The following is a 26,769-nucleotide window of genomic DNA, read 5'->3' on the forward strand; positions in this document are numbered from 1 at the left end:
GGGTATTCGCGAGGTGCATTGCATCAGTACCCCTGTCATATCGCCGATTTTTCCTGATTCATTCCAGACATCTTTTATGAAGGCTGCCATCCGGTGGCCTTTTTTATTTCCCCTCAAGTTTTCTGAGAGGATTCACAGCAATGAGGGGGACCAATGTCCGATCCGATTTCCGGCACCGGGTTAGCCGGCGGCGCCCTGACGGGGGCTAGTGTCTATGGGCTGTTGACCGGAACTGATTACGGTGTGGTGTTCGGCGCATTTGCAGGGGCTGTATTTTACATTGCTACCGCCGCAGATTTGAGCGCAACCCGCCGCCTGGCGTATTTCGTCGTGTCGTATATCGCTGGAATTCTATGCTCCGGGCTGGTGGGTTCAAAACTGGCGACCTGGACGGGTTACAACGATAAACCTCTGGACGCCATCGGCGCAGTAATCGTTTCTGCATTAGCCGTCAAAATACTGACGTTCCTGAATAATCAGGATGTCGGCTCGCTGGTGGCGCTGATAACGCGCCGGGGAGGTTCAGGTGGTACTAAATGACCTGTCAGCAACTGTTAACGCGCTACTCTGCGCAGGGGTGGTAATAACCCTGATGTTTTACCGCCGGGGTGATTCCCGGCATCGTCCGTGGGTATCGCGTCTGGCGTGGCTTATTACAGTCACATACAGCACTGTGCCACTGGCCTATCTGTGCGGCATTTACCCTCATTCCTCATGGGCCACGATTGGGGCCAACATCATTTTCCTTTCCGTGCTGGTGGCCGTAAGAGGCAACGTTGCACGTCTGGTTGATCATCTGAGGCACTAATGACTAAAGACGAAATTTTTGACGCCATTCTCGGTAAAGAAGGGGGTTACGTTAATCATCCTGACGATAAAGGCGGGCCAACAAACTGGGGAATTACGCAAGCGGTAGCTCGGGCCCACGGGTACACCGGAGATATGCGGAACCTCACCCGCCAGCAGGCGCTGGATATTCTGACGGCTGACTACTGGACGGGCCCAGGCTTCGACCTTGTTTCCGAGGTGTCACCAGCCATCGCCGCCGAACTCTGCGGCACGGGCGTAAACATGGGCCCATCGGTTCAGACCAAATGGTTTCAGCGCTGGCTGAACGTGTTCAACATTCAGGGCTCACTTTATCCCGATCTGATTGCAGATGGCTTTATCGGTCCACGAACTATCAGCGCGCTGAAAAGCTATCTTTCTCGTCGCGGGAAAGAGGGCGAACTGGTTATGCTCCGCGCCCTGAATTGCAGTCAGGGTCAACGTTATCTCGAACTGGCAGAACAGCGCAGCGCGAACGAGACGTTTGTTTATGGCTGGGTAAAGGAGCGGGTGGTTATATGACGCTGGAGATGATTATCGGCCTGGTTGTTGCTGTGCTGGCCGCAATTGCAGGCGCATTTGGTTTCGGTCACGCGCGCGGCACCAGCAAAGCGGAAACCAAAGCGGGAATTCAACGCACAGAAGAACGCGCGGCAGCTACTGAAGCAGTTGCAGAACGCCGGGTAGAGACAACAAAAGGAGCCAGGGATGTACAGCAGACTGTTAATCATCTTCCTGATGACGATGTTGACCGCGAGTTGCGTGAGAACTTTACCCGCAAAACCTGAAGTAACGGACACGGCCTGTGACTGGGTACGCGTCATCTACCTTACTGAGCATGATATTGAAGTAATGGATCGGTATACGAAGAAAGACATTCTGGCGCACAACAAAGCAGTACAGTTCAACTGCAAACAGGGAGTAAAAGAAATTAAGCACTAAAGCAGAGAAAACATATTGGATGACGGCTGATTTCTAGCTGTTTAACTATTGTCCATATCCGGTCATATTCCTCCGCGATATAGTGAGAACGAGAAAGTGTGAAACATCCCGATGTATCGGTTTCTTCCATTTTAATATGTAAGTAGAGAGCAGGACGGTGATGAGTCGGGCATCCTTTGTGTTGGCTTACCTTGTTTTTCGGCAAAGATATTTGCTATTAATTACGCCATCAAAGAATCGACCTTTGGATTTTGCCGTCACAAAGGAATTGTAAGTTTTTTTCGACACTCTAATGTATTGATAAGTACCTGAATCTACAAACGCTATCTCCAGTATTTTCTCTGAAGGGTAGTAACCAATAGATTTTATTTTTGATGATATGACCTCATGGAAGTACATTTTATTTCCTTGTGGTTAATGATACTAGCCTTCCATACTACACCATTAAACAGTTTCCAGGGGAAATAACATAAACAAGTTGTTAGTATTTTTGACTCAGGTGTTGGCGAGAATGTATGTTGTCCTGGCGATGACCCCGTAAGCGGCGGGGCTAACTAACGTAAGAAAAGCATTACCACCCAGGCAGGGTTTTACCGTGATAAAGAAGGAACTAAGGCTGACTGGAACAACGTGCTGCAGTATGGGCAGATGAGTTGTGTCCCTTTTTGAACTCTCATAAAGCTATGTTCTGAATCTTTTGAGCAGGCAGGACAGGAACATTTTACAAGGTGATTACGACGATTTTTTGTATCTTTACGTCCGGACATAGTTTGCTTCCTGTTTTTATAAGGCTGCAACCATACACGTTTCGATAAGAAATAGCTCGCCTTCATTTCCGGACATTTATCTTAGTATCACTATGTATCATGGTTTGCACTGACTGGAGCGGTTGGCGAATGTGCTGATTTACGTCGATATTGACGTTATCTATTGATATGCTAACACTATTAGTGTCGTGATCTACACGGCTTAAAAAATTGACTCTTCCATGAGCCTAAATCCCTTGAAAACTTAGGGTGACAGATAAAGGTTTGGATCAGCATGACAGAGTTTATTTATAAATCCAGTTCTGTTATTTTTACCATTCAAATGATGCAGAAAGAGACTAAGAATTTCTTTACAAAACTAATGCTTGCTAAGCATGGTTAACCATGCGTTAATGAATGTGCGGTTTGATACAAAATTATCTGAAGCAGTTATTGTAATACCTCTCATTCTTAATATCTCTTGAGATTTCTTTAGGTTTTTTTCTCTCTGATAAATTTTATTCAGACCATCATGTCTAAGGGCTTACTCAAAAAGGTATTAATTATGTCAAATAAAATCACTGGTCTGGTCAAATGGTTCAATCCTGAAAAAGGCTTTGGATTTATAACACCAAAAGACGGTAGCAAGGATGTTTTTGTGCATTTCTCTGCAATTCAAAGTGAAGATTTCCGTACTCTTAATGAAAATCAGGAAGTCGAATTTTCCGTCGAGCAAGGACCAAAAGGCCCGTCAGCTGTAAATGTTGTGGCACTTTAAGGCGGCAATTATCTCTAACTATATTCACTTCAGGTGTCCATGCTGCCATGGGTCACAATTCAGGACATCCGTGTTTGATGTTACTGACAAAAATCCGTCCGGAGCGAAATGTATTTTTTGTAAATCACCAATGATTACATTTGATAACATTGTTTCATACATCAATTCCGGACAGGCTACTCTGGATTTTCGGAAGTAAATTAAGGCTCCGCTACGGGGGCCTTTTTATCTTGTGTAATCAGCATGGTTTTCGCCACTAATCTGGATAACCTTATGAAAAAAGTAATAGTATTTTTTAATGCAGAACCTGCTGCTGTCGTAGAGGTTATGCCGGCCATAACAACAATATTGCGGGATTACCCTAATGGTGAAAAAGCGCATTTGACTGTTATGTCTGCGGGGTTCCCATCTCTGACTGGCGATCACCAAATTGTAAATGTGGCTACTGACCGTGAACTATCTTCTGAGGAGATACTGGAAGCAGCAAGGAAATTGATGTAACTGATTGTTCTGCTTATTCGCCTCTGTAAGATTATGGACAGAGGTGGTGTCGTGGTACAAGGAAAAGAGGTAACCCCGTATTTCACCTATAATGATAGTTAAGAAAGACATTTTATTGGGCTGAGATTGGTTATGACGATTTATCTACGAAGTTCTGTAACAGGAAAAGTTCTGACACAGGAAGAGTGGCAACAATCCTTAAGTGAGTGGGAGGACGAAGGTGGTTCACCGTCTCCGACCGAAGAGTTTATTGAGGTTGTGAAGGACAGCAAAGGAAACTGGGTTGAGAAAAATGATTCGTCCTATCCCTCCTGAAAGCGTCTTTTAGACTCAGTTTCACTAATGTATTCAAACGGAAGAAGCCTGATTTTTGTATTATGAATAGACCAGTATGACTTTTCTCGTCTGATGGATGCACCGGCAACAAAACAGACATTTCCTACACTGCGAATCAAAGCAAACTTACCATTAGTAAATTTCACCCGATGGATGCATACGGGATGTGATATCTCTCCACGGAGTAAAGTTTCAATCACATATCCTTCTATAATTTTTTCATTTTTGTGGCTCATAATCAGTTACTCATTTTAAAAAGCGTTTGCACTCTAAATGTTAATTTTCTCTTTCTAATTAGTCGGTTATCCACCTATGCATGAACATTCGGATGGCAGGAAGATGTGTCCGCAGTAAGAGCATTTCAATGGCTTATCTCTGCGCAACTGTCTGGATTTCTGATTCGTTATGCGTGAACATTCCGGACATTTGACTTCGACTGGACGTTCTTTGAATTGCCTGAGCCCACTGGAGTATGTCATGAGTGGTAACTCCTTTTTTAGGGAGGGGATCACAACCATACACCTCCCGATGTTCAATAGCTCTTTGTTTGAGTGTTTTTTAGACAATTGATGATATGCTGAAACATATTCATTGGGGCAGGTATTTCCTATGTCATTCTTAAATAAAGTAATAAAATTATTCAGTAATTCATCAAATATCACTGTAATCTGTCCGGAGTGCGGACATAAATCTCGACAGTCAGTAGTAAAGATTAACCAAGGTAGAACATTAATCTGTCCTCGTTGTAAGGCACTGTTTGTTGCTTCTCGATAATTATCAGACCGACGGTTGTTGTGCACTGAATTGTTGTTGATGTGCAATAAAAATGAGACGTTTAAACTGAATCAGGTTATTGAAAAACAATAATTGAATATAGTTCTGGAATGAATTCATCATACATGATGTTCTAACTGTTTTGACAGGGTTCAGTGTATTCACTGAAAAGCTTTTATGTAGCTCTCATGCTCCTTTACACTTGAGAGAATGGCTGGAAAATAGATTATAATTTATAATAAGTTAGTGTTGAAAACTTATGCTATCAACCACTTTACTGGCATGTTCATACTTTTGAAAAACCAGAAGAGGTCAATATGAGTTTAGAGGAACAAAAGCTAAAAGCAGAAGCAGAAATTTCCGCCCTTATCTCTAAAAAGATTGCTGAATTGAGAAAAAAAACGGGCAAAGAAGTTTCTGAAATTGAGTTTACTCCCAGAGAAACCATGACTGGTCTCGAAGGTTACGCAGTTAAGATCAAACTCATATAAATTCTCCCTTACTCATCAGGTCGCTTAGGCGGCCTTTTTTATACCTTATTAATTGATAATCATTATCATTTCAGTGGGTCCTTCCGGTGATTCTGAGCACCGAGGGGGCGAGGACACGCGGAAAACGGCTGGTTTTTTGCATTTTATCGGCATCATCATCATTCCCTTAACCTGTTGATATTTCAGTCGTGAAATTATTCACGATGTCGAAATGATTAATTTTTGTTCATCATCATGGATAACGAGCTGAAAAATCTCCGCCTTAATATTAACCAGCTGGCGGCGCTTACCGATCTGCATCGTCAGACGGTCGCCAGCAGGCTGAATAATGTCGAACCTGCTCCCGGCAGTAATTCCCGTCTCAAACTTTATTCCGTTCTGGATATTCTCCGGGAACTGCTGGGCCGAACAACAACACCGGAACTGGTGGACGTCGATAAGATGCTGCCACCCGATCGCAAAGCGTGGTTTCAGTCTGAACGTGAACGCCTTAAGTTCCAGCAGGAAACAGGTGAACTTATTCCGGCATCGGCAGTTACCCGCGAATTTTCCTCGATGGTGAAAGCCGTCGTTCAGGTACTGGAAACGCTGCCGGATATTCTGGAGCGCGATTGCGCGATGACACCTGCTGCTGTGGTCAGGGTGCAAAAAGTAATTGATGATCTGCGGGATCAGATTGCCCTGAAGGTTGAACAGGCAGATACGCCGGAACAGGAGGACAGTTCGTCAGAAGAGGAGTAAGCCATGCGACAGGCCACGGCGGCGGAGGTCAGAAAAAACACTGCCGGGATCATCAGGGCGCCACGTCGAATGCCTGTTGCCGAGGCCGTACATAAATACATGCATGTCCCGGTTGGTGTGGGTAACTATGTTAAATGGGACCCGGACCTTGCCCCCTATGTCGTGGAACCCATGAACTGCCTGGCATCGCGTGAATATGATGCTGTCATTTTTGTTGGCCCGGCCCGAACAGGTAAGACAATCGGTCTGATTGATGGATGGGTGGTGTACAACATTGTCTGTGATCCGTCGGATATGCTCATTGTTCAGATGACGGAAGAGAAAGCGCGTGAACACTCCAAAAAACGTCTTGCCAGAACATTTCGTGTCAGCCCGGAAGTGGCAAAGCGGCTGAGCCCGTTACGCAACGACAACAACGTGCATGACAGGACCTTCCTTGCCGGGAACTACCTGAAGATTGGCTGGCCTTCCATCAACATCATGTCCTCGTCAGATTTTAAATGCGTGGCGCTGACAGATTACGATCGCTTCCCTGAAGATATTGATGGCGAGGGCGATGGCTTTACCCTTGCCTCCAAACGTACCACCACCTTTATGTCTGCGGGGATGACACTGGTCGAAAGCTCTCCGGGCAGGGAAATCACCAATACCAAGTGGCGGCGTAAATCGCCGCATGAAGCTCCGCCAACCACCGGAATTCTGGCTTTATACAATCGCGGCGATCGCCGCCGCTGGTACTGGCCATGCCCACACTGCGGGGAATACTTTCAACCTGCAATGGAGGCAATGACAGGCTACCGGGAAACACCTGATCCGGTGAAAGCCAGTGAAGCCGCGCATATTGAGTGCCCGCATTGTAACGGCATTATTACCGCCGATAAAAAGCGGGAACTTAACGGAAAGGGCGTCTGGTTACGTGAGGGCCTGGTGATCGACAGGGAAGGCAATATTACGGGGGAAGGTCGCCGTTCGCGTATCGCGTCGTTCTGGATGGAAGGTCCGGCAGCGGCTTATCAGACCTGGTCCCAGCTGGTCTACAAGCTGCTGACGGCGGAGCAGGACTATGAAGCAACCGGCAGTGAAGAGACCCTGCGCGCGGTGATTAACACCGACTGGGGGCTGCCGTACCTGCCGCGCGCGGCCAGTGAGCAGAGACGCGCCGATGTGCTGATGCAGCGGGCTGAAGATTACGGCAAACGGCTGGTGCCGCCCAAAGTCCGTTTCCTGCTGGCGTCAGTTGACGTGCAGGGCGGGAAGAAACGCCGCTTTGTGGTCCAGATCATTGGTTACGGTGAAAACGGGGAACGCTGGCTGGTGGATCGCTATAACATCCGCCAGTCCCTGCGCTGTGATGAAAATGGCGAAACTCAGCCACTGCATCCAGGCTCCTATCCTGAAGACTGGAAGCTGCTGATCACGGATGTGCTGGAAAAAACGTATCCGCTCCAGTCCAGTCCTTCGCAGCGGATGCCTGTACTGGCAATGGCGGTCGACAGTGGCGGGGAAGATGGTGTCACGGATAACGCCTATAAATTCTGGCGTCAGTGTCGCCGTGATGGTCTGGGTAAACGGGTTTACCTGATTAAAGGGGACAGCACGAAACGTCAGAAAATCATTACCAGAACCCATCCCGATAACACTGACCGAAGCGATCGCCGGGCGGATGCGCGCGGCGAGGTTCCGGTTTATCTGTTGCAGACCGACCTGCTTAAAGACCAGCTCAGTAATAACCTTGAGCGTGAAACGCCCGGGGCAGGGTATATCCATTTTCCTGACTGGCTCGGGGAATGGTTCTACGAGGAACTGACCTACGAAGAACGTGGGACAGACGGAAAATGGCGTAAGCCGGGAAAAGGCAATAACGAAGCCTTTGACCTTTTCTGTTATGCCCACGCTGTCGCGATCCTGCGCGGCTACGAAAAAATCCGTGACTGGGAACAACCGCCAGCCTGGGCGGCTGCTCAGGATATCAATTCAAACATTATTGACGGGGAACGCCCCAGGGAGATTGCTGTGAAAAAAGCGGTGCCTGCACGTTCGTCTCCGGTTTCAGAAACTGAACAGGCCAGCACGCTGTCTGGCGGCTGGCTGGGTGTCAGCGAAAACGGAGGCTGGCTGTGACGAAAACAGAAATTCAGCAGATGCTGGTTACGGTTCGCCAGGCTTACCGTGACTCCCTTGATGGTAAAAGCGTGTCTTTCACTGGTGTGAACGGGCGCGCCATTACTAACCATGATCCGGTAGCGCTGCGTAAAGAGCTAGAATACTGGGAAAAACGCTGGGAAACCGTGAGTCGTCGCAGCGGTTCTTTCAAACTCGCTAACTTTCTTTAAGGCTTCACATGGGCATTTTTGACAGAGCACTTGGCGCCATTGCGCCAGGGTGGGCGGTTGCGCGTGCGCGAAACAGAATGCTGCTGCAGGCGTATGAAGCCGCGCAGCCGTCGCGCCTTCATAAAGGAAAGCGGGAAAGCCGTTCTGCGGATACGGCTGTCTTTGCCGCTGGTGTGTCGCTGCGCGAGCAGGCAAGGGCGCTGGATGAAGATCACGACATCGTCATTGGCCTGCTGGACAAACTGGAAGAGCGGGTAATCGGTGCGCAGGGGATTCAGGTGGAGCCGCAGCCGCTGGGGCTGGATGGCAAGCTGCATGAAGATTTTGCGGCCAGGATATCCGCGCTCTGGTCAGAATGGTCGGTGCGCCCGGAGGTGACAGGCATGTTCACGCGACCGGAAGCCGAGCGGCTGGCCCTGCGCTCTGCGCTGCGTGACGGTGAAATTTTTACCCAGCTGGTGCGCGGGCCGGTAGCGGGGTTGACCCATTCAACCAGCGTGCCGTTTTCGCTTGAACTTCTTGAAGCCGATTTTGTGCCGATGAATCTCAACAGCGTCGCCGGGCAGCAGGTGCGGCAGGGCATTATCGTCAATTCCTGGGGCAGGCCGACGGGATACCGCGTCTATAAATATCACCCGGCGAACATGGCCCGTTTCAGCGCAGAGCTTAAAACCGTTTCGGCAGAAAACATGCTGCATCTTGCGCAGCGGCGACGCCTGCACCAGTTGCGCGGCGTCAGCCTGTTGCACGGCGTGATTAAACGTCTGAGCGATATCAAGGACTACGAAGAGAGCGAACGTGTGGCCGCCCGCATCGCTGCCGCTCTGGGCTTTTATATCAAACGCGGGGATGCGGCCAGTTTTCCAGGGGATGACGACTGGAAAGGGCCAGAGAAAAAATACCGTCATTTCGATATCGCGCCGGGCATGATTTTTGACGATCTGGCGCCGGGTGAAGATCTCGGGATGGTTGAGTCAAACCGCCCGAACGTTCATCTCCATGAATTCCGCAACGGTCAGCTGCGTGCCGTCGCCGCTGGCAGCCGGGGCACCTATTCCAGCATCGCCCGTGACTATAACGGCACTTACAGTGCCCAGCGGCAGGAACTGGTGGAGGGGCAGGAAGGCTACAACGTCCTGCAGCAGTGGTTTGTCGGTCAGCACAGTCGCCCGGTATATCGCGCTTGGCTGGCGATGGCGCTGCTCACGATGGATATCCCGTCAGATGTAGACCGCCAGACGCTGTTCAACGCGACCTATCTCGGTCCGGTGATGCCGTGGATCGATCCGGTGAAAGAGGCCAACGCCTGGAAGGGGATTGTCCGTGGCGGCGCGGGAACCGAAGCAGAATGGATACGCGCCCGTGGTCAGTCTCCCCAGGAGGTCAAACGCCAGCGAATGCGCGAAACCGAATTTAACCGTAAACACGGGCTGGTGTTTGATTCAGATGCCGCCAACGACAAAGGAGCTATGCCTGATGCAACCGCAAAACAAACCGGGCAGCCGCCGGAAGATGATGATTAACCCCCGCGCCAGCCTGGCGGGCGTTGATGCCGCAAATGGCCAGTGCTGGTATGAGATCCGCGCGCTGGCCGCCGGGCGCGTGGAGATTTTCCTTTATGACGTGATCGGCGGCTGGGGGATCACCGCCCAGCAGTTTGTCACGGACTGTAAGGAGGCCGGTGTTTTCGACGCCAGCGCAGTGGATTTGCATATTCACAGTCCCGGTGGCGATGTGATGCAGGGGTTTGCGATCTATAACACCCTGGCGCGGCTGAAAGCGAAAGTGGATATCTGGGTGGACGGTGTGGCGGCCAGTATGGCTTCGATGATTGTCTGTTTGCCTGGCGCCACGGTGCATATGCCGGAAAACGCCTGGCTTATGGTGCATAAACCGTGGGGTGGTATCGCCGGGGATTCTGACGATATGCGGGATTATGCCGACTGGCTGGATCGTAATGAAGCGCTGATGCTCAGCGCCTACATGAACAAGACCGGGCTTGGACAGGAAGAACTGGAAGCAATGCTGAAAGCTGAAACCTGGCTCAACGGCGCTGAAGCGGTGGAAAAAGGCTTCGCCGACACGCTTGAACCTGAACTGCAGGCTGCGGCCTGTGTGAATGAAAATAAACTGAAGGATTACCAGAATATGCCTGAACAGATTAAGACCCTTTTTACGCCGCGTGCCGAAGCCCCTGTGAATCAGCCGCCTGCTCCGGTTCAGCAGCCCGCACCAGTGCAGGCAACCCAGACCCAGCAGGCACCACAACAGCCCGCGCCGCAGATGACAAACATCGATATCACCGCGCTGGCTCAGCAACTACAGCAGCAGATGCAGACGGCGAACGCGGAACGCGTAAATACGGTTTCCGCTGTGTTTGAGGCGTTCCCGACCTTCGCGACGCTGAAGGCTGAATGCCTTGCCGACTTTTCCTGCACGGCTGAAAAGGCCCGTGACAAACTGCTGCAGGCGCTGGCCGCAGGGACAACCCCGAGTGCGGGCCCGGGCGCCATTCATCTTTATGCCGGTAACGGCAATCTTGTCGGTGATTCCATCCGTGCTGCGGTAATGAACCGCGCGGGCTATGCGCAGGCTGAGAAGGATAACGCTTATAACGGTTATACCCTGCGTGAGCTGGCGCGCGCCTCGCTGGTGGATCGCGGCATTGGTATTTCAGGTGCCGGTACAGCGCAGGCGATGGTCGGGCTGGCGTTCACCCACAGCAGCAGCGATTTCGGCAATATCCTGATGGATGTGGCGCACAAGGCAGCACTGCTGGGCTGGGATGAGGCCAGCGAGACATTTGAACAGTGGACCCGTAAAGGCACGCTGACCGATTTCAAAACCGCGCACCGCGTCGGTCTGGAATCACTTGCATCGCTGCGTAAGGTTCGTGCCGGGGCGGAATATAAATATGTCACCATTAAAGATCGCGGTGAGCCGATTGCACTGGCCACCTATGGTGAGCTTTTCAGCATTGACCGCCAGACTATCATCAACGACGACCTGGATATGCTGACGCGTATCCCGCAGGCAATGGGGCTTGCCGCGCGCGCCACCGTGGGCGATCTGGTGTGGGCAGTACTGACCAGCAACCCGAAAATGTCGGACGGCAAGCCGTTGTTCCACGCCGATCACGGCAACCTAGTGGCGGCTGATCTGAGTATCGAAGGGCTGGATACTGCGCGTAAAGCGATGCTGCTACAAAAATCCGGCGATCGCCGTCTGAACATTCGTCCTGCCTACATGCTGACGCCAGTGGCAATTGAGTCCCGGGCTAACCAGCTGATTAAATCCGCAAGTGTACCGGGCGCGGACGCGAACAGCGGTATCGTTAACCCGATCCAGAACTTTGTGACGGTGGCCTCTGAGGCCCGCCTGGATGACAGCAGCCCGACGGATTATTACCTGACCGCTGCGCAGGGGCGCGACACCATTGAGGTGGCGTATCTGGATGGTATTGATACCCCGTATCTTGAGCAGCAGCAGGGCTTCACCGTGGACGGTGCCGCATTCAAGGTGCGCATCGATGCGGGGGTGGCGCCGCTTGACTGGCGCGGCATGGTTAAAGTCACCAAAAAATAAACGACCGTATTCTGACGGTTTTTTTATTACGGAGCAGCGTGTGCTGCTCCTTTTCATCCGGAGAGAAAAATGGCGAAGAACTATCAGCAGGACGGCAACACTCTTGATTTTCATAATATCGGTGCGGCAGATATTCATTCAGGTGAAGCCGTACTTTCAGGGGCGCTGGTGGGCGTAGCTCACGATGATATCCCGGCAGGATTGTGGGGCGTACTGCATACCACAGGCGTATTCGTACTGCCAAAGGCGGCTGAAGTGGTCACTGTTGGTCAGAAACTGTATCTGGCAGACGGTAAACTGACTGCGGAAGCGGGTGAGGAGGCTGCGCCGAACCCTCTGGCGGGTACGGCCTGGGCTGAGGCTGCTGCTGATGACGAGTTTGTTCCTGTACGGCTTGGCTACTGATGAACCGCTTCCGTGAACGTCTGGCGAGAGCGGATGCCCGGATAGACCGGGCATTTGCCGAAGAGGTTCCGGCCATTATTTCTGTCGGTGATGAGCAGCGGCCCGTCACGGTGATTTTCGAATCGCCGGACGCGCCTGTCAGCGTGCCGGGAGGCGGAGAAATCCAGAACCATGTCCCGGCCTTCAGCGCCATGACCGCAGATATTGCCGGACTGTCAAAGCACGACCGGGTCCTGATTAACAATTTACCCTGGCGTGTCACTCATGTCGGTGCTGATGAAGAAGGGCGAACACGGGTTACCCTGGCATACGGGGAGCCGGGTAAGCCCCAGCCCGAAATAACGAAGTGGAGCTGATATGGCGCGGGGATCACGGTTGCGGCGGGATTTACCTGTCGATATTGATGTGGATGCTATCTGGGGAATAGCGGAAAGCATTGGGGCAACCCAGAAACAATTTCGCGCGGCATATTCCAGGGCATTAAAGCGGACAGCGGCCACATTACGGAAAAAGGCAATGGCCGATCTGAAAGATGGCCTGGCTCCCAGAAGCATTAATCTGGTGCGTCGCCGGTTGCTTTCATTCCGTCTGGATCGCGGTTCCCGCCTCGATAATTTTCGTCTCTGGTTTGGTCTCAACGCCATAAAAGTGAAGGATCTCAAAGGGCGTATTTCCGGCAGGATCAGACCTCATCACACGCGCAGGGACAAAAATACCGGGCGATTCATTAAAGCCAGGCGGCAGGCCGATAACGCGGGATTCACGCCGAAAGGCCGTCTGCTGTCGGCACGCACGTTTGAGAATGGCGAGGTTGCACGCTCCCGACGGGAAAACCGCCGGACGGTGGTGATTCGTGACCCGCAGACCCGCCGCACCCATGAGGCTGAAATTGATATCTACGAACCGATGCTGAACTACATCGAGGATAACGCCTTTGCAGAAGCGATGGAGATTTTTATGCATCACTTTGAAACCGATCTGCGCGGGCGTGTGAAAGCCCGTATTTCTGTCTGAGGTAATGAACGATGGCGGAGCCACTCCTGCTGGCGCAGTATCACGACGCCGTGATCGGTGCGCTGAAAAAAATTGAATGGGTCCGGGATGCTGATGCCTACCCGGAAAAAAATGTACCGCGCTTTTCCGGCCTGGTCACGCCCGCTGTCTGGCTCACCATTAACGGCTGGGAGCAGGGCGGGGGAAACGAAGGGCAACTGAACGTGGTGCTTTCCTGCGATCTCTTTGTGGTGGTGGACCCCGCCGCTTCAGGCGTCAGCAAGCCAGAAATTTTCCTGCGCACGGCGGCGGCTGATATTACCCAGTGGATCGACGGACAGCAGTTCGGTCTGAATTATCCTGAACCCGCCGTTTTCATTGATGCCGGGCGCGATGAATTTGATCCGCGCATGGATGACTATCTTGTCTGGCGTATTTCTTACACACAGTCAGCGGCCTTCGGTGCAGATCCGTTTGCGCAGCTGAATGCTCCGCTTAAAGCTGTCTGGCTCGGTAAGGCACCGGATATTGGGCGCGCGCATGTGGACGATTACCGGCTGATTTACGAGGCAAAACCTGATGAGTGATATTGAGGGTGACTTACAGCGCAGGCTGGCGAACATCGTGCGGCGCGGTGTCATCCATTCAGTGAAGCATGACGGTATCCCGAAATGCCGGGTCGATTTGGGCGATATCGTTACCGCCTGGCTGCCGCTCTGTCAGGGCTTTGCGGGCGCTAACCGTGCGGACTCCAATCCGTATGCGGTGGGGGATGCGGTCACGGTGCTGTCTGAGGCCGGTGAGCTGAACAACGGGCGGGTGTATCCGGGCTGGAATACCGGCGCGATGCCAGTACCGGGAGGTAGCGAAAGTGAGCATATCACCCGCTACGGAGACGGTACTGAGATCCGGTACGACCGTGCGGCGCATGCCCTGACGATCACCCTGGCAGCGGGCGGCACATACACAATCGTCGGGAAAGGGACGCTGGATGGCCCGGTTGAAATCACTGACACCCTCACTGTCCAGGGTAAAACGCAGATCAACGCCGACACGAATGTGAGCGGAAATATCGGTGCCACGAAGGAGATCACTGATAAAGCCGGCAGTATGAGCAAAATCCGCGAGACCTTTAACGACCATGATCACCCCGGCGACAGCGGCGGGACCACGGGAAAAACTAATCAGAAAATGTGACCTGCTTCGGCAGGTTTTTTTATGCCTGGAGATAAAACATGGCTCAGTTACATGGTGTTGAAACAATTGAACTGACACCGGGAACCGTTGCTGTCACGACTATTCAGACGGCCATCATTGGCCTTGTGGGAACCGCCCCGGACGCGTCTGACGGAACAGCGGCTTCGGGGTCATCCGGCACGCCGATTCTGGATAACGTTCTCGACTTCACCGCAACCCTGAAGGGGCGGGGGGGGAATATTATCAATGTTGAAGCGGTGGCCGGACAGACGGATGCAGAAAATCCGGTTGCCGTCGGGACATCTGCGGTCTGGGACCCGGAGTCGCTTACCCTGAAGATCACGCTGGGCTGCGATGAAAATGGTGTCATTACCGCCACACCCGCAGAGGTGGCCGGGGTCGTCAATGAGGCTGAAGGGGGAAAGGTAAAGGCAGCAGGCGCCGGAGGCGGGCTTGTTTCGCCATTCATCCTCCAGCTATCCGGCGGCGAGGATGAACCTTTTCCGCTCAACACGCCTGTGGCGGTCGTCGGGACCACGCTGTTATCCCGCCTCGGTGATAACGGGACGCTGAAACAGGCCCTGACCGATATCAACGATCAGCGTAATGCGCTGACGGTGGTTGTGCGTGTTGCGCAGGAGAGTGAGGAAACTAAACAGCGCGCGGCAGTCCTGAAGGGGATCGGGCTGCTGTCATCAGCGAAATCTGTCACCACGTATCAGCCGCGTATTGTGATTGCGCCAGGTTTCAGTGAAGACGATGCGGCGGGGAAAGCGCTGGAGACCGTCGCCGGAAAACTCCGGGCGATCGCTTATGTGGACTGTGCTTCCGGCGCAACCCTGCAGGAAGTGGTGCAGCGCCGCCAGTCCTATGGCGCACGGACAGAATTGCTGCGACCGCGCGTCCAGGTCAGTAACGCTGACGGCCAGCTGGTGTACCGTCCTTATTCTGCCTTTGCCGCCGGGTTGCGCGCCAGAATCGATTACGAAAAAGGCTGGTGGTGGAGTAAATCCAACCAGGAGATCTACAACATCCTGGGCGTTGAACAGGTGGATGAATTTATTCTTGGCGAAGAGAACTGTGATGCCAACCTGCTCAATATGCAGAACGTTTCCACCATTATCCGCCGTGCCGGGTTTAAACACTGGGGGAACCGGCTGTGCGCGACCGATCCACAATGGCGTTTTGAATCCGTCCGACGTACAGCGGATGTGATTGAGGACAGCATCCAGGAAGCCATGCTGGAGTATGTGGACCGCCCTCTTGATCGTGAGAACGCGGACGACATTATCGGCACCATCAATGCTTATATGCGCCAGCTTGTGGGAATGAGGGCCATTTTCGGCGGGCGGGCCTGGCTGGATGAAGAGCTGAACACCGCAGAAAGCATGGCTGCGGGTGTCCTGTACATCAACTACGATTTCGGGCCGAAATCGCCGACTGAACTCATCAGCCTGCGTGTCCGGGTGAACAACAACTATGCGCTTGAGGAGATGCTTGCAGCATGAGCGATAAAAATACATTACGCGTCTGGACTTTCTTCCAGCAGGGGATTCGTATCCAGGGGGCGCATGAATTTACGCCGCCGTCTCTGGCTGTTGTTAAAACAGATCTGCGTACCGGCGCCCAGGACGCTCCCACTCCGGTGGATGACGGTATGGAGGCGCTGACCTGCCAGGTCAAATTTTATGGCATCGATGCTGACATGCTTGCCAGCTTCGGTTTTGTCAGCGGCAGCCGTTCCCGGTTTACGGCCTATCAGGGGTATCTGGGCAATGGTACAGCGCGGGGGACGGTTGAGGAAATTGAAGGTTTTGTCCAGACCGTCACACCGGATGCCCGTGGAAAAGAGAACCTGTCTGAAAATGCCGTTACGGTGGATATTGCCGTGAATTATTACCGGCAGTCGCTGGAGGGCCGGGAGCTTTTTGCCATTGATACCGAGCGTTTTGCGCGCCGTGTCAATGGTGTGGATGTCCTGTCCGGCCTGGCCGCAAAAGTTCGCCTTTGATTCCCCTTTTCACAATAACGGCCTGCGGGCCGTTTTTTTATGGAGTTATTTATGAGTATTCCCGGTGAAACCCGTGTAATCAAACTGTTCTCCCCCGTCACGCTTGAGGGGGGCGCGGTACTTGATGAAGTGACAATGCGTGAGCCACTTGTTCGTGACCGTATCGCTCATGCAAAGGATCGTGGCAATGAAGAAGAAAAAGAAGCCCGCATGATCGCTCTGCTCTGCAACCTCAGCGAACGGGATATCTGGCAACTGACAGCGGCGGATTATGCACAACTGCTGGACACATTTAACGTTTTTATGCTCCCGCCCGCGAAGCGACCGAAAGAGGACTTCTCCGGGCTGTAAGGTTTCTTGGGCGGCGTCTGCATTTTCCGATGGCGGATTATCTTGATATGCCGTTCAGCACTTTTACCGATTTTCTGACTGATGAACTGGAGGTAATGAACCGTGGCCGGAATAAGCCAGAACCTTAAGGCCGTTATTACTTTCGGCGGTAACATCGACAGTTCCTGGAGCCGTTCAGCAAACGGCCTGCAGAAAAGCCTGAAGGATATCGGCAGGCAGTCTGAACGGCTGACAAAGGACCAGACAAAGCTGGCTGCGGAGATTAAACGCGCAAAGCTGGCGGGGGAAAGTCTGGGAGATCTTAAACGGCGTTATTCGGAAGTGTCCAGGGAGATCAGGAAAACAGAGACTGAACAGCAGAAACTGAATGCACAGTTGCAGAAAGCGCAGCGCATACAGTCATTCAAGAGCGCTGGCAAGGGGTTGTTCCGGCGCGGGCTGGGGATCGCCGGGCAACTGGGTGGGATGGTCGGGCCGGGGCTGGCGATTGGCGGCGGCGGTGTGGTGGCCTCCGCGCTTGGTACGCTTATCGCTCCGGCAGCCACCAACGCAGAAACCGCCCAGCGTGCGAATGTGGCAAAAAGCTACGGTGTGGATGTCACCACGTTTAATGCCTGGGACACGCTGGCAAAACAGTACGATATGAACGGGGAAAATATTGGCGATCTGTTCGAAGAGTATCTGCATAAAGCCGGTGAGTATAAGCAGAACGGTAAGCAGGGTTCGCTGCAGGATGCTTTTGAAACGCTGGGCTTCAAAGCCGGTGATTTTGCCGGACTTAGTGATATGGCGCAGTTCAATAAAATTGTTGAGCGCGCGCTCAGCCTGGAGGATGAGTCAAAAGCCTCCTTTGCGCTGGATTCCCTTTTCGGGGGAGAAGCCAGCAAACTGCTGATGCTCATCAAACAGTCCGGCAGAAGTTACCGCGAACTGATGGATGAGCAGCGCCGCTATAACCTCGTCACAAAAGAAGGGGCCGAGGGTGCGATTGCAGGGCATCAGGCCATCAGTAACCTGCGTACTGTATTCTCCTCCGCCGTTGCTGAAATATCCGGGCAACTGGGTAATGAGCTGGCCCCGGATGTACGGCGCCTGACGGATGATCTTGCCGACTGGTTTAAAGGCGGCGGGATAAAACGCATTGTTACTTTTCTGCGTAATGATCTGTATCCGGGCGTCCTGTCTTTCGGTCAGGGCGTCGTTTTTGTCGGCAAAATTATTTATGCGCTGGCTAAAAAGCTTTCGTGGCTGCTGCCCGACAGTTCTTCTGACCAGAAGGAGGTGCTTAAATCTCTGGCGATGACCGGATCGGTTGATATCGCACGAATGACCGCTCAGAGAAAGGGACAGGGAGAGTGGTTTGAGCAGACGCTGGCTGACAACCCGAATCTGCCCGATGAAGTGAAAAATGCGTATATCGGCACCAGGGGATTTATCAAAGACGACGATGAAACCTTCAATAAATCACTGGATAAGTACCTTACTCCTGACAGCAGCGGGACGCTTCTGAACTGGGATGCCGCCCTGCAACAGAATCGTGAGCGGGCATCCCAGGCTGGTGATACCCGGGAGAATACCAGCGCCTGGGATAAGTTTCAGTTACCCGTGGCTGGTGTGCCTGAACCGTCGGACAACGGGGGACATGGCAGCACCAGCGATCCGGGCAGGTACTCGCTACCATCCGCCAGGAGACCTGATGTATCCGGTGATCCGGCGCGGGCAACCAGTGATGCCGGATACTGGGACGCGTTGCTGCAGAGGATAGACAGCCTGGATAAACAGCCATCCCGGCAGATCACCGACAACCGGAAATTTGAGTACCGGTTCGAAATCAATGCGGCACCGGGCCAGGATGAGAAAGCCATTGCCGATGAGGTGTCAGCCGTAACCAAAAATAATTTTGCATTTAACGGTGATAACAGCCTGACTGATGGAGGGCTTATCTGGTGAGTGAAATCATTCCATTGATTGAAGAATCCGGTCAGCGGCAGGCGGGCGCGCAGCGCGGCGCCCGGCAGGCCAGTGTCATGATGATGCTGGGGGATTTTGCCTTTTCGATTGATACCACCGCATATAACCAGCTTACACGCGAAGCCAGTTGGCGGTGGAGTGAGCAGGAACGGATAGGGAACCAGGACCTGCTCCAGTACACCGGCAAGCCCGGGCGGACTGTAAAACTTGAAGGACAGGCACACGCTTTTTTTCGAAAAGGCGTGGATGCGGTAAATGACCTTTTTGATCTTGCTGACATGGCCAGACCCCGGCAACTGGTCAGCGGTGAAGGGGATGTGCTCGGGTGGTGGGTAGTGACTGACTTTTCGGATACAACGAACCGCTTTCTGCCCGGTGGGGGCCATCGTAATAAAAACTGGACCATGACGTTAAAACATTATGCCGACGATATATCAAACCCGTGACGGTGATGTCCTGGATGCCATTTGCGCTTTGCATTATGGCACTGAAAACCTCTCTTATTCAGTAACACAGGTTCTGGAAGTAAATCAGGGGCTGGCGGATTACGGGGCGGTTTACTCTTCCGGCCTGCTTATCACCCTGCCTGATCTGGTGCTGCCCGTTGAGGATTCGCCTTTTAGTTTGTGGGATTAATATGGCTAATCAGATTACATCGCCTGAATATGCTCCGGCATTCAGTATTAAGGCAGAAGGAAAGGATATTACCCGCGCGCTGCAGCAGAGCCTGGCGGAGCTGACGCTGACGGATTATAGTGGCGCCACCGCGAAAGCGGATGAACTGAAAATTACATTACTGTCTGAAACGCTGGCCCTCCCGACGAAGGGGGCCAGGCTGCAGGCGGCGCTGGGCTTTAACAATCATCTGGTGGACAAGGGCTGGTTTGTTGTCAGCGGTGTCGCCAGCAGTGGGCCGCCAAGACGAATCGAGATTTATGCAACCGCTGCACCGATGAATGCGCAGAAGCAACCGGGTGATGTGACAGGCCAGAAAACGCGGAGCTGGGATAATCTGCGACTGGCCGATCTTGTCAAAACGGTTGCGAGGGATAATGGCCTTATCCCGAAAGTTGCCGCCGGGCTTGCTGATATACATATCGATCATATTGATCAGGTTGCTGAATCCGACGCGAATCTGCTGTCCCGTCTCGCCCGTACTTACAATGCGGTGAGTAAACCGGCTGGCGGTTACTGGCTTTTTTTACAGCAGGGGGCAACGGCTACGGTTTCCGGGAAACAAACCGGAGGGATCACTATCACACCGGATGAAGTGTCGAACTGGACCTACAGTGAAGGACAGCGCGGCAGCTCCACGGGAAAAGCCACTGGCAGCGGGGGAAAGGCTGAAAAGAAAATCGGTGTTCGTTACTACGACGAAGCGGATGGAAAAACAAAAACGGTCTCCGTTGAACATGACGGCCCGGCAATGACTAACCCGTATACCCAGGCAGAGAAGAACACCGCCGAACAGCAGGCAAAAGCCAGAAAGACACAGGCCGGGCGGAATGAACAGAAAATGACGGTGACAGGCCCCTGCCGACCGAAGCATGTTCCGCTAACTGCCGAAGCCGGAGTGACGACATCCGGCTTCGGTTCCCGCGAAGATCGCAGCTGGGTTGTTGAATCACTCGTTTTTTCACTGACGCCCGCAGGGTTCAGTTACACGTATAACCTGGTCGTTGATATCCGCAGGCCCGTAAAATCTGCGAAAAAATCCGGAAGCAAGGATAAGAACGGCCCGGATTATTTCGGTTAACCCTCCCGCCGCCAGGCGGTTCCATAACGGAATTTAATCATGAACGGTGTAAACAACCGGACAGGAAAACGCCTGTCTGGCGCTGACCATTTGCGCCAGTCCGTCAGCGACATACTGACCACTCCTGTCGGAAGCCGCGTTCTGGTACGAGACTACGGCAGCGATCTCTTTTCGCTGGTAGATAACCCCCGGGATGACCTGACGCGTCTGCGGATAATCGCTGCATCAGCTACAGCGCTGGCCCGCTGGGAAACCAGGCTGAAGGTGACGCGCGTACTTGTCTCTTTTCCTGAAGGTGAGTCCGGCTTTGTGCTGGATATCGAGGGGATCAACAAGGAAACCAATTTACCGATGAGCACCGGAGGCATACCCATTTATGGCAAGCAGCTATGACGTGATCAACCTGTCCGAACTGGCCGTACCGGATGCCATTGTGGTGCCGGATGCCTCGGAGATTTTTTCCCGCTGGCTGTCGCGGCTGCGGGAGCTGGACAGTGAGTTTGATGCGCTGGTGGAGTCTGATCCGGCATACAAACAAGGAGAGGTGACAGCCTACCAGTTAACGCTGGCTTTTCAGCGTGTCAATGACGCAATCCGGGCAGTATTCCTGGCCAGCGCCAAAAATGACGATCTTGATCAACTTGGGGCGGCATTCAATGTTAAACGGCTTGTTATTGAACCAGGCGATCCGAATGCCGTTCCTCCCGTGGACCCGGTTCTGGAGGATGACAATGCCTTTCGTGAGCGTATCCAGCTTTCCTGGGCGCAGCTTAACACCGCCGGTGCGCGAAACGCTTACCGCTTTCATGCCAAATCAGTGGACACCGATGTGCTGGACGCGGATGCCTGTGGCCCGGAGACACACAACCGTCCCGGTGAAGTGGATGTGTACGTTCTGTCGCGAACAGGAGACGGCACGGCGGGGGAAACATTGCTGGATGCTGTCAGGAGCAATCTGAGCGCTGATGAAGTCCGGCCGCTGACTGACTTTGTGACCGTTAAAAGTGCGGAGATCGTCAGGTATGCAGTGACTGCCGAACTTGAAATACCGGACGGCCCTGACGCGCAGACTGTTCTGAAGAATGCGACTGATGTTTTGCGGGCCTACACCATCCTTTCTCACCGAATAAAAGCCGTCGTCCCGCTTTCAGCAATCTATGCCGCGCTGCAACAGTCCGGTGTTGTCAGGGTGAAACTGATTTCCCCGGTCGCAGATCTGGAGGCTGAAGCCGGTAAGGCACCGTGGTGTACCGCGATTAACGTTACGCGAGAAGAGGGAAACGGCAATGGCTGATAAATTTCGTTCCCTGCTGCCGCCCGGCGCTTCCGGGGGAGAAAGAGCACAGGAACAGGCCACAACAGAACAGATTACTGCGCTGGATACCGACATGGTGCGCAAGGTGAAGAATGCTGACGACTGTCCTGCGCATCTTCTTCCGTGGCTTGCGTGGGAAAGTGCCGTTGATTTCTGGGATGACAGCTGGACAGAGGCGCAGAAACGCCAGGTGATAAAAGACGCTCCCTACGTTCACCAGCACAGGGGGACAGCGGGAGCGGTTCGCCGCTCGCTGGGCGCCATAAATCTTCCGACCACGGTTGTGGAGTGGTGGGAGGATACACCGCGCGCGGCACCGTACACGTTCAGGGTTGAAGTTCACAGCAATCAGGGGGTGAGCGATGCCCTTTATTACCAGATCCGGCAACTGACGGACCGGGCAAAAAACCTGCGCAGCTACCTGAGCCGGATTGATGTGATCGCAAATATAGGTATGGATGGTTCGTTTTATATTTCGGGTGCGACGACAGCACATATCGATGTAGATATTTTTGCCGAGGAAACACATGGCTGATTACTATTCTATTATCACAAACCGTGGTAAAGAGCTGGAAGCGGAAGCGCTGGCCAGCGGCACTGTTATCGTTCTGTCCTGGTTTGTGGTGGGTGACGGCAACGGCAAACTGGTTAAGCCCAACCCGGCGCAAACCCGGCTGGTGAATGAAACATACCGGGGCAGTATTGCCGAACTGGTTGTTTCTCCCGACCAGTCAAACCAGTTAATGGCTAAAATCGTGCTGCCAACGGACGCAGGAGGCTTTACTGTCCGGGAAGTGGGGCTGCTGACTGATGCCGGTGAGCTTTATGCTGTGGCGAACTGCCCGACGATCGATAAGCCGGTAGGTGGTGTCAGTGTGAATATGCAGTTTCGCCTGGCTGTATCCGACACATCAAATATCACTTTAGATGTTGCGACGGGAGACGGGCTGTTTCTGCGCATTGACCAGAACCTGAAAGAAATTAAAGCGCGGGGGGCAGCAGCACAGAAGGAGTCACGGGAATCGATCGGCGTTGTTGATGCGACGACAAAACAAAAAGGGCTTGTCCAGCTTAACAGCGCGACGAACAGCACCAGCGATACTCAGGCAGCAACTCCGGCCGCAGTAAAAGAGGCGAATGATAATGCCAATGGTCGTGTGCCGTCTGGTCGAAAAGTTAATAATCATCCGCTGACTGGTGACATTAACGTCACGTCACAGGATATTTTTAACGGGCAATGTATTGATATTGGTGCCAACCAGAATCTGGATAACTACCAGACGCCGGGTCTGTATGTGCAGAGTGCGAATGCCAATACCAGCGCAGCATTGCATTACCCGGAAAATAACGCCGGTTCTCTTGTTGTGCTGAAGAGTGCCGGAGTGACACAGATTTATTATGTTTACAACACTTCCCGGAGTTATTCGCGTAGTAAATATTCTACGGGCAACTGGACACCGTGGGCACCGAATGATTCTTTTCCTGTTGGTGCGCCAATTGCGTGGCCTTCTGATTCTACACCTTTTGGTTATGTCTTAATGCAGGGGCAAGCGTTTGATAAAAATGCGTATCCGTTACTTGGCGCTGCGTATCCATCAGGCGTTATTCCCGATATGCGTGGGCAAACCATCAAGGGTAAACCTGCCAGTGGTCGTGCAGTGCTGTCTCTGGAGCAAGATGGTATTAAGTCGCATAACCACCCCGCATCTGCTGCAAATACTGATCTCGGGACAAAAGCAACAACGTCATTCGATTACGGTACTAAAACATCGTCGTCTTTTGACTATGGTACGAAAACTACCAACAGTACGGGGGCGCACACCCATACATTCAAAGGTCCAAAATTTGAATGGAAGACCGCGCCTGCTAATGGTGCCTGGGAAATGGGCATTAATACCGACACTACAACGACATCTTCTTCTGGAGCTCATTCCCATACAGTAGGTATCGGTGCTCACTCTCATACAGTAGGCATCGGTGCTCACTCTCATAACGTTACTCTGGGAGCGCATAGCCACGCAATTACAGTTTCCGCAGCAGGTAACGCAGAAAACACAGTAAAAAACACCGCATTTAACTACATCGTGAGGCTTGCATAATGGCGTTTAAAATGACTGATTCAGACCGGATTATTACCATCTATAATCTTTCCGCAGATACAAACGAATTTATCGGTAAAAGTGATGGCTTCATCCCGGCGCATACGGGTTTACCTGCATATTGCACTAATATTGCCCCGCCTGATGCGCCGGATGGCTTTGTTGCCGTGTTCGACGATCAAACAGGTAAATGGGGGCTTGTCGAAGACCACCGAGGAAAAACCGTTTACGACATCCACACAGGGCAGGCCATCGCAATTAACAAGCTGGGCAATCTGCCTGATGGTGTTGTTTCAGTTGCCCCGGATAGCTCGTATGTTAAGTGGGATGGTAAAGCATGGGTGCATGATGCAGAGGCAGAAAAACTGGCACTGGTAGCTCAGGCTACACAGCAGAAAGAGAGCCTTCTGGCTCTGGCATCATCAAAAATTGCACCTTTACAGGATGCTGTTGATCTTGGTATTGCAACAGAAGAAGAATCTGCTCTTTTGGTTGAGTGGAAAAAGTATCGCGTATTAATTAATCGCATCGCTCCAGATGACGCACTGGATATTAAGTGGTATGAACAACCAGCCTGATGAGATATTGGCGCACGGGGTCATTATGCGTTTTGGGCCTGGGGATATGTCGGATGCTGTTAGAAAAGCTGCCAATCATAGGCAGCGCGTTTTTATGCTTTTGCCCGATAAGCTCTAAACTTATATTTGATTTTTTTTATAAGGCAATATTCTCGAATAAAAAAGAATTTAATTTTCTTGCTCGTTTTTTGTGTGCTTAGAAATGGATTGATCGCTTTCTTTATATCGTGAATTTGATCTTTGTTAAAGGAGCAATAGCCATGAACACTTGAACTTATTCTTCTTGCCAGACTAAATGTCAAGTGGACAGAGGGGGCTATAGTTTCAATCTCGCCCTTACATTTTGTGTTAAGTAATTCGTTAAAAACCCCCAAAGCGTATACTATGTCATCGATATCACCTTTCTTTGGGGTGTTAGTTATACTTTCCTGTCTGACTCGATATAAAACAAGCACATCGGTCATACGTTTGACCATTTTTGATGAAAGATATGTCTTTGGTATTAGGGCTATATCTTCGTAATGTCTGCCAACTGGAAATCGCAATGTATCGAATAGAAACCTTTTGTAAACTCTGGCCCAAGGGAACCATTCGCTTTTTAAAAATGTTTCTCGCAAGTCACTTACTGAATTTATTGTTAAAAGTTCGTTTGCTGATACGATTGATACAGGTGTTATTTTTTCCTTACATCCATCGTAAAATCTGTTCGCGTTAAACTCAACTAAATCAACATCATTAAGTTCTAGTGTCGGTCTGATTTTTTCCCAGAAGGATGAGTCCCAAAGGTCATCTCCGTCCAGAAATGCCAAATATTTCCCGGAAGATGCGTCGATACCTGTGTTTCTGGCAGCGGATACCCCTTGGTTTATTTGAGTGATTAATTTAATAGTGTTCTTTTTGCTTTTGTTTATAAATAGTTCTATCTCTTTAAGAGAATTATCTGTTGAACCATCATTGATTACAATGATTTCAACACTATCATCGATTTGGCTGTATACAGATTGCAAGCATTCATAAATATAATCCTGGCAGTTGTAGCAAGGGATTATAACGCTTAACAAGAAAGGGGCAGTCATTGAGAAGATGTCCTTATTTTATACTGGATTTACTACGCATAAAGCCTCTTGCGAGGCTTATCGTTTTTCTCGTCCTATCACCTTATCAGCCGCCACACGGGACAGAAAGCCGGAGCGGCTACCGTACTCAGGGTGTGCAGCGACAAACTGGTCGATACGTCGGATCAGTAAAGAGGGAAGAGTAACATTGATTTTTTCAGCTTTCCCCATCAATCGCGTAACATCCACATCCACCAGCGCCCATACCACACCAGCATAGTCAGGATCGTCCAGCCAGTTTTCCACACTGGTGGCTTCAGGTACTGCTTCGCCATCTTCCACCAGTAATTCTATATGTGCGTCGATCGCTTCACGTACACTCTCGATTGCGTCCTGGTAGTTATCTCCACCAGAAAAACAGCCGGGAATATCCGGTACGCGAACGCCGAAGGATGAATCGCCTTTATCAATAGCAATGGGATATAACATTAAAACCTCCAGTAGGTGGGGCTTAAAGCCCCGCCTGTTTTTTGATGCTTTTCAGTGTTGGTAACGGTATGTCCTTTTGTGGATGTTTCACCGTTACCAGCCCTTTCTTCGTTGGGTGTTTGAACTGGTGATGACTGCCTTTTACTCTCACCAGATACCACCCATCGGCTTCTATCATTGCTATTGCATTCCTGCTATCCATCCTCCGGCTCTCTGTGTTGTCTTGATGGGGTTATAGTAACCCTAAGCCAATTTAATGTCAATACTTTTAGGGGTTATAGGGGTTATCATTTGTGAGTGCCGTAGACAGAAAACAGGCCGCGATAATTTATGATGTGGCTGTATGCACGCTCTATAAAAAATTTCCAGCAGGGTGCCGATGAACAAAAAGCGTTCTCCAAAACTAAGTGTTAATTGCATGAAAATAAACGCAATTACGTGATATAAAATGCAGATGGAAAACCGTCAAAAAATGAAGGTATCCGCATGAATTA

38 protein-coding genes are annotated in these 26,769 nt (G+C 51.6%); 32 read left to right on the forward strand and 6 right to left on the reverse strand.

Annotated elements, in window-relative coordinates; translation table 11 throughout:
* The first annotated feature begins 153 nt into the window (after window positions 1-153).
* From OGV67_RS08235 to OGV67_RS08255, 5 genes are read left to right on the forward strand one after another with little or no spacing between them, the layout of a single operon-like run.
* Window positions 154-540, forward strand: coding sequence for a phage holin family protein (locus OGV67_RS08235; protein ID WP_115609182.1), 387 nt, complete (start codon window positions 154-156; stop codon window positions 538-540).
* Window positions 527-808, forward strand: coding sequence for a phage holin family protein (locus OGV67_RS08240; RefSeq protein WP_286465370.1), 282 nt, complete (start codon window positions 527-529; stop codon window positions 806-808). Before OGV67_RS08235 ends, OGV67_RS08240 begins: the two co-directional genes overlap by 14 nt.
* A complete protein-coding gene (locus tag OGV67_RS08245; RefSeq protein ID WP_286465372.1) occupies window positions 808-1,350 on the forward strand; it encodes a glycoside hydrolase family 108 protein in 543 nt (180 codons plus the stop codon). Before OGV67_RS08240 ends, OGV67_RS08245 begins: the two co-directional genes overlap by 1 nt.
* Complete coding sequence (locus OGV67_RS08250; protein ID WP_219936921.1) at window positions 1,347-1,616, forward strand: hypothetical protein; 270 nt, start codon at window positions 1,347-1,349, stop codon at window positions 1,614-1,616. Before OGV67_RS08245 ends, OGV67_RS08250 begins: the two co-directional genes overlap by 4 nt.
* Window positions 1,573-1,770, forward strand: a complete 198-nt coding sequence (locus OGV67_RS08255; protein WP_258237892.1) for a hypothetical protein — start codon at window positions 1,573-1,575, stop codon at window positions 1,768-1,770. The genes OGV67_RS08250 and OGV67_RS08255 overlap by 44 nt, the downstream gene beginning before the upstream one ends.
* Before the next feature lie 186 nt (window positions 1,771-1,956).
* On the opposite strand, the gene OGV67_RS08260 is transcribed toward OGV67_RS08255, so the two are convergent.
* The gene (locus OGV67_RS08260; RefSeq protein ID WP_114647480.1) at window positions 1,957-2,169 is read right to left on the reverse strand and encodes a KTSC domain-containing protein; all 213 of its coding nucleotides are present in this window, start codon (window positions 2,167-2,169) and stop codon (window positions 1,957-1,959) included.
* Window positions 2,170-2,360: 191 nt separating this feature from the next.
* Window positions 2,361-2,603 (reverse strand): YnfU family zinc-binding protein, encoded by a 243-nt coding sequence (locus OGV67_RS08265; RefSeq protein ID WP_309137334.1) that lies wholly within the window; start codon window positions 2,601-2,603, stop codon window positions 2,361-2,363.
* A 478-nt stretch (window positions 2,604-3,081) separates the two neighbouring features.
* Here OGV67_RS08265 and cspE point away from each other — a divergent pair, with 478 nt between their 5' ends.
* The 3 genes from cspE (at window position 3,082) to OGV67_RS08280 (ending at window position 3,795) form a co-directional block, all read left to right on the forward strand.
* Window positions 3,082-3,294: a transcription antiterminator/RNA stability regulator CspE gene (cspE, locus tag OGV67_RS08270; RefSeq protein ID WP_114647479.1), complete on the forward strand. Its 213-nt coding sequence runs from the start codon at window positions 3,082-3,084 to the stop codon at window positions 3,292-3,294.
* Window positions 3,278-3,493, forward strand: a complete 216-nt coding sequence (gene ymcF / locus OGV67_RS08275) for a cold shock small protein YmcF (RefSeq protein WP_114647478.1) — start codon at window positions 3,278-3,280, stop codon at window positions 3,491-3,493. The genes cspE and ymcF overlap by 17 nt, the downstream gene beginning before the upstream one ends.
* A gap of 74 nt (window positions 3,494-3,567) precedes the next feature.
* The gene (locus OGV67_RS08280) at window positions 3,568-3,795 is read left to right on the forward strand and encodes a hypothetical protein (protein ID WP_219936925.1); all 228 of its coding nucleotides are present in this window, start codon (window positions 3,568-3,570) and stop codon (window positions 3,793-3,795) included.
* 638 nt (window positions 3,796-4,433) lie between these two features.
* Here the strand turns inward: OGV67_RS08280 and OGV67_RS22100 are convergent.
* Entirely contained in the window at window positions 4,434-4,649 is a 216-nt protein-coding gene (locus OGV67_RS22100; RefSeq protein ID WP_353622062.1) for a YnfU family zinc-binding protein, read from the reverse strand.
* Window positions 4,650-4,740: 91 nt separating this feature from the next.
* Between OGV67_RS22100 and OGV67_RS22105 the strand changes: the two genes are divergently transcribed.
* From OGV67_RS22105 to OGV67_RS08395, 24 genes are all read left to right on the forward strand, one after another.
* Window positions 4,741-4,905, forward strand: a complete 165-nt coding sequence (locus OGV67_RS22105) for a YnfU family zinc-binding protein (RefSeq protein WP_219936929.1) — start codon at window positions 4,741-4,743, stop codon at window positions 4,903-4,905.
* Window positions 4,906-5,222: 317 nt separating this feature from the next.
* Window positions 5,223-5,396, forward strand: a complete 174-nt coding sequence (locus tag OGV67_RS08285) for a GnsA/GnsB family addiction module toxin (protein ID WP_114647475.1) — start codon at window positions 5,223-5,225, stop codon at window positions 5,394-5,396.
* A 234-nt stretch (window positions 5,397-5,630) separates the two neighbouring features.
* Window positions 5,631-6,137 carry a DUF1441 family protein gene (locus OGV67_RS08290; RefSeq protein ID WP_286465510.1) on the forward strand — a complete coding sequence of 169 codons (507 nt, stop codon included), beginning with the start codon at window positions 5,631-5,633 and terminating at the stop codon, window positions 6,135-6,137.
* A gap of 3 nt (window positions 6,138-6,140) precedes the next feature.
* The gene (locus OGV67_RS08295) at window positions 6,141-8,258 is read left to right on the forward strand and encodes a phage terminase large subunit family protein (protein WP_200022677.1); all 2,118 of its coding nucleotides are present in this window, start codon (window positions 6,141-6,143) and stop codon (window positions 8,256-8,258) included.
* Window positions 8,255-8,470: a hypothetical protein gene (locus tag OGV67_RS08300; protein ID WP_047463010.1), complete on the forward strand. Its 216-nt coding sequence runs from the start codon at window positions 8,255-8,257 to the stop codon at window positions 8,468-8,470. The genes OGV67_RS08295 and OGV67_RS08300 overlap by 4 nt, the downstream gene beginning before the upstream one ends.
* Window positions 8,471-8,478: 8 nt before the next feature.
* Entirely contained in the window at window positions 8,479-9,993 is a 1,515-nt protein-coding gene (locus OGV67_RS08305) for a phage portal protein (RefSeq protein ID WP_286465374.1), read from the forward strand.
* Window positions 9,947-12,055, forward strand: a complete 2,109-nt coding sequence (locus OGV67_RS08310) for a ClpP-like prohead protease/major capsid protein fusion protein (protein WP_374189247.1) — start codon at window positions 9,947-9,949, stop codon at window positions 12,053-12,055. Before OGV67_RS08305 ends, OGV67_RS08310 begins: the two co-directional genes overlap by 47 nt.
* 69 nt (window positions 12,056-12,124) lie before the next feature.
* Window positions 12,125-12,460, forward strand: a complete 336-nt coding sequence (locus OGV67_RS08315) for a DUF2190 family protein (protein ID WP_286465376.1) — start codon at window positions 12,125-12,127, stop codon at window positions 12,458-12,460.
* Window positions 12,460-12,816, forward strand: coding sequence for a head-tail joining protein (locus OGV67_RS08320; protein ID WP_058668920.1), 357 nt, complete (start codon window positions 12,460-12,462; stop codon window positions 12,814-12,816). The genes OGV67_RS08315 and OGV67_RS08320 overlap by 1 nt, the downstream gene beginning before the upstream one ends.
* Window position 12,817: 1 nt before the next feature.
* On the forward strand, window positions 12,818-13,474 hold the full coding sequence (locus OGV67_RS08325) for a hypothetical protein (RefSeq protein ID WP_058668923.1): 657 nt from the start codon (window positions 12,818-12,820) through the stop codon (window positions 13,472-13,474).
* Between the two features lie 11 nt (window positions 13,475-13,485).
* Window positions 13,486-14,040 carry a hypothetical protein gene (locus OGV67_RS08330; protein ID WP_114647470.1) on the forward strand — a complete coding sequence of 185 codons (555 nt, stop codon included), beginning with the start codon at window positions 13,486-13,488 and terminating at the stop codon, window positions 14,038-14,040.
* Window positions 14,033-14,650 carry a phage baseplate assembly protein V gene (locus OGV67_RS08335; protein WP_115625639.1) on the forward strand — a complete coding sequence of 206 codons (618 nt, stop codon included), beginning with the start codon at window positions 14,033-14,035 and terminating at the stop codon, window positions 14,648-14,650. Before OGV67_RS08330 ends, OGV67_RS08335 begins: the two co-directional genes overlap by 8 nt.
* 38 nt (window positions 14,651-14,688) lie before the next feature.
* Complete coding sequence (locus OGV67_RS08340) at window positions 14,689-16,158, forward strand: phage tail sheath family protein (protein ID WP_286465378.1); 1,470 nt, start codon at window positions 14,689-14,691, stop codon at window positions 16,156-16,158.
* The gene (locus OGV67_RS08345) at window positions 16,155-16,661 is read left to right on the forward strand and encodes a phage major tail tube protein (RefSeq protein WP_286465380.1); all 507 of its coding nucleotides are present in this window, start codon (window positions 16,155-16,157) and stop codon (window positions 16,659-16,661) included. Before OGV67_RS08340 ends, OGV67_RS08345 begins: the two co-directional genes overlap by 4 nt.
* A gap of 51 nt (window positions 16,662-16,712) precedes the next feature.
* Window positions 16,713-17,012 carry a phage tail assembly protein gene (locus OGV67_RS08350; RefSeq protein WP_286465382.1) on the forward strand — a complete coding sequence of 100 codons (300 nt, stop codon included), beginning with the start codon at window positions 16,713-16,715 and terminating at the stop codon, window positions 17,010-17,012.
* 102 nt (window positions 17,013-17,114) lie between these two features.
* The gene (locus OGV67_RS08355) at window positions 17,115-18,962 is read left to right on the forward strand and encodes a hypothetical protein (RefSeq protein WP_286465384.1); all 1,848 of its coding nucleotides are present in this window, start codon (window positions 17,115-17,117) and stop codon (window positions 18,960-18,962) included.
* Window positions 18,959-19,429: a phage tail protein gene (locus OGV67_RS08360; RefSeq protein ID WP_115609192.1), complete on the forward strand. Its 471-nt coding sequence runs from the start codon at window positions 18,959-18,961 to the stop codon at window positions 19,427-19,429. The genes OGV67_RS08355 and OGV67_RS08360 overlap by 4 nt, the downstream gene beginning before the upstream one ends.
* A complete protein-coding gene (locus tag OGV67_RS08365; RefSeq protein ID WP_286465388.1) occupies window positions 19,404-19,619 on the forward strand; it encodes a tail protein X in 216 nt (71 codons plus the stop codon). Before OGV67_RS08360 ends, OGV67_RS08365 begins: the two co-directional genes overlap by 26 nt.
* A 1-nt stretch (window position 19,620) precedes the next feature.
* A complete protein-coding gene (locus tag OGV67_RS08370) occupies window positions 19,621-20,739 on the forward strand; it encodes a contractile injection system protein, VgrG/Pvc8 family (protein ID WP_286465389.1) in 1,119 nt (372 codons plus the stop codon).
* 39 nt (window positions 20,740-20,778) lie between these two features.
* A complete protein-coding gene (locus tag OGV67_RS08375) occupies window positions 20,779-21,132 on the forward strand; it encodes a GPW/gp25 family protein (protein ID WP_058667554.1) in 354 nt (117 codons plus the stop codon).
* On the forward strand, window positions 21,116-22,033 hold the full coding sequence (locus tag OGV67_RS08380; RefSeq protein ID WP_286465390.1) for a baseplate assembly protein: 918 nt from the start codon (window positions 21,116-21,118) through the stop codon (window positions 22,031-22,033). The genes OGV67_RS08375 and OGV67_RS08380 overlap by 17 nt, the downstream gene beginning before the upstream one ends.
* Window positions 22,026-22,589 (forward strand): phage tail protein I, encoded by a 564-nt coding sequence (locus tag OGV67_RS08385; protein WP_047463061.1) that lies wholly within the window; start codon window positions 22,026-22,028, stop codon window positions 22,587-22,589. The genes OGV67_RS08380 and OGV67_RS08385 overlap by 8 nt, the downstream gene beginning before the upstream one ends.
* On the forward strand, window positions 22,582-24,153 hold the full coding sequence (locus OGV67_RS08390; RefSeq protein ID WP_286465392.1) for a phage tail-collar fiber domain-containing protein: 1,572 nt from the start codon (window positions 22,582-22,584) through the stop codon (window positions 24,151-24,153). The genes OGV67_RS08385 and OGV67_RS08390 overlap by 8 nt, the downstream gene beginning before the upstream one ends.
* Complete coding sequence (locus OGV67_RS08395; protein ID WP_286465394.1) at window positions 24,153-24,731, forward strand: tail fiber assembly protein; 579 nt, start codon at window positions 24,153-24,155, stop codon at window positions 24,729-24,731. Before OGV67_RS08390 ends, OGV67_RS08395 begins: the two co-directional genes overlap by 1 nt.
* 92 nt (window positions 24,732-24,823) lie before the next feature.
* On the opposite strand, the gene OGV67_RS08400 is transcribed toward OGV67_RS08395, so the two are convergent.
* Genes OGV67_RS08400 through OGV67_RS08410 form a run of 3 tightly spaced genes read right to left on the reverse strand, consistent with a single transcriptional unit; the run spans window position 24,824 to window position 26,477 of the window.
* Window positions 24,824-25,807, reverse strand: coding sequence for a glycosyltransferase family 2 protein (locus tag OGV67_RS08400; RefSeq protein ID WP_286465396.1), 984 nt, complete (start codon window positions 25,805-25,807; stop codon window positions 24,824-24,826).
* A 57-nt stretch (window positions 25,808-25,864) separates the two neighbouring features.
* On the reverse strand, window positions 25,865-26,275 hold the full coding sequence (locus OGV67_RS08405; RefSeq protein WP_047463070.1) for a type II toxin-antitoxin system HicB family antitoxin: 411 nt from the start codon (window positions 26,273-26,275) through the stop codon (window positions 25,865-25,867).
* A 22-nt stretch (window positions 26,276-26,297) separates the two neighbouring features.
* The gene (locus tag OGV67_RS08410; protein ID WP_012906750.1) at window positions 26,298-26,477 is read right to left on the reverse strand and encodes a type II toxin-antitoxin system HicA family toxin; all 180 of its coding nucleotides are present in this window, start codon (window positions 26,475-26,477) and stop codon (window positions 26,298-26,300) included.
* Between the last annotated feature and the right edge of the window lie 292 nt (window positions 26,478-26,769).

The organism is Citrobacter sp. CK188, assembly GCF_030333525.1.
Lineage (GTDB): Bacteria > Pseudomonadota > Gammaproteobacteria > Enterobacterales > Enterobacteriaceae > Citrobacter_B > Citrobacter_B koseri.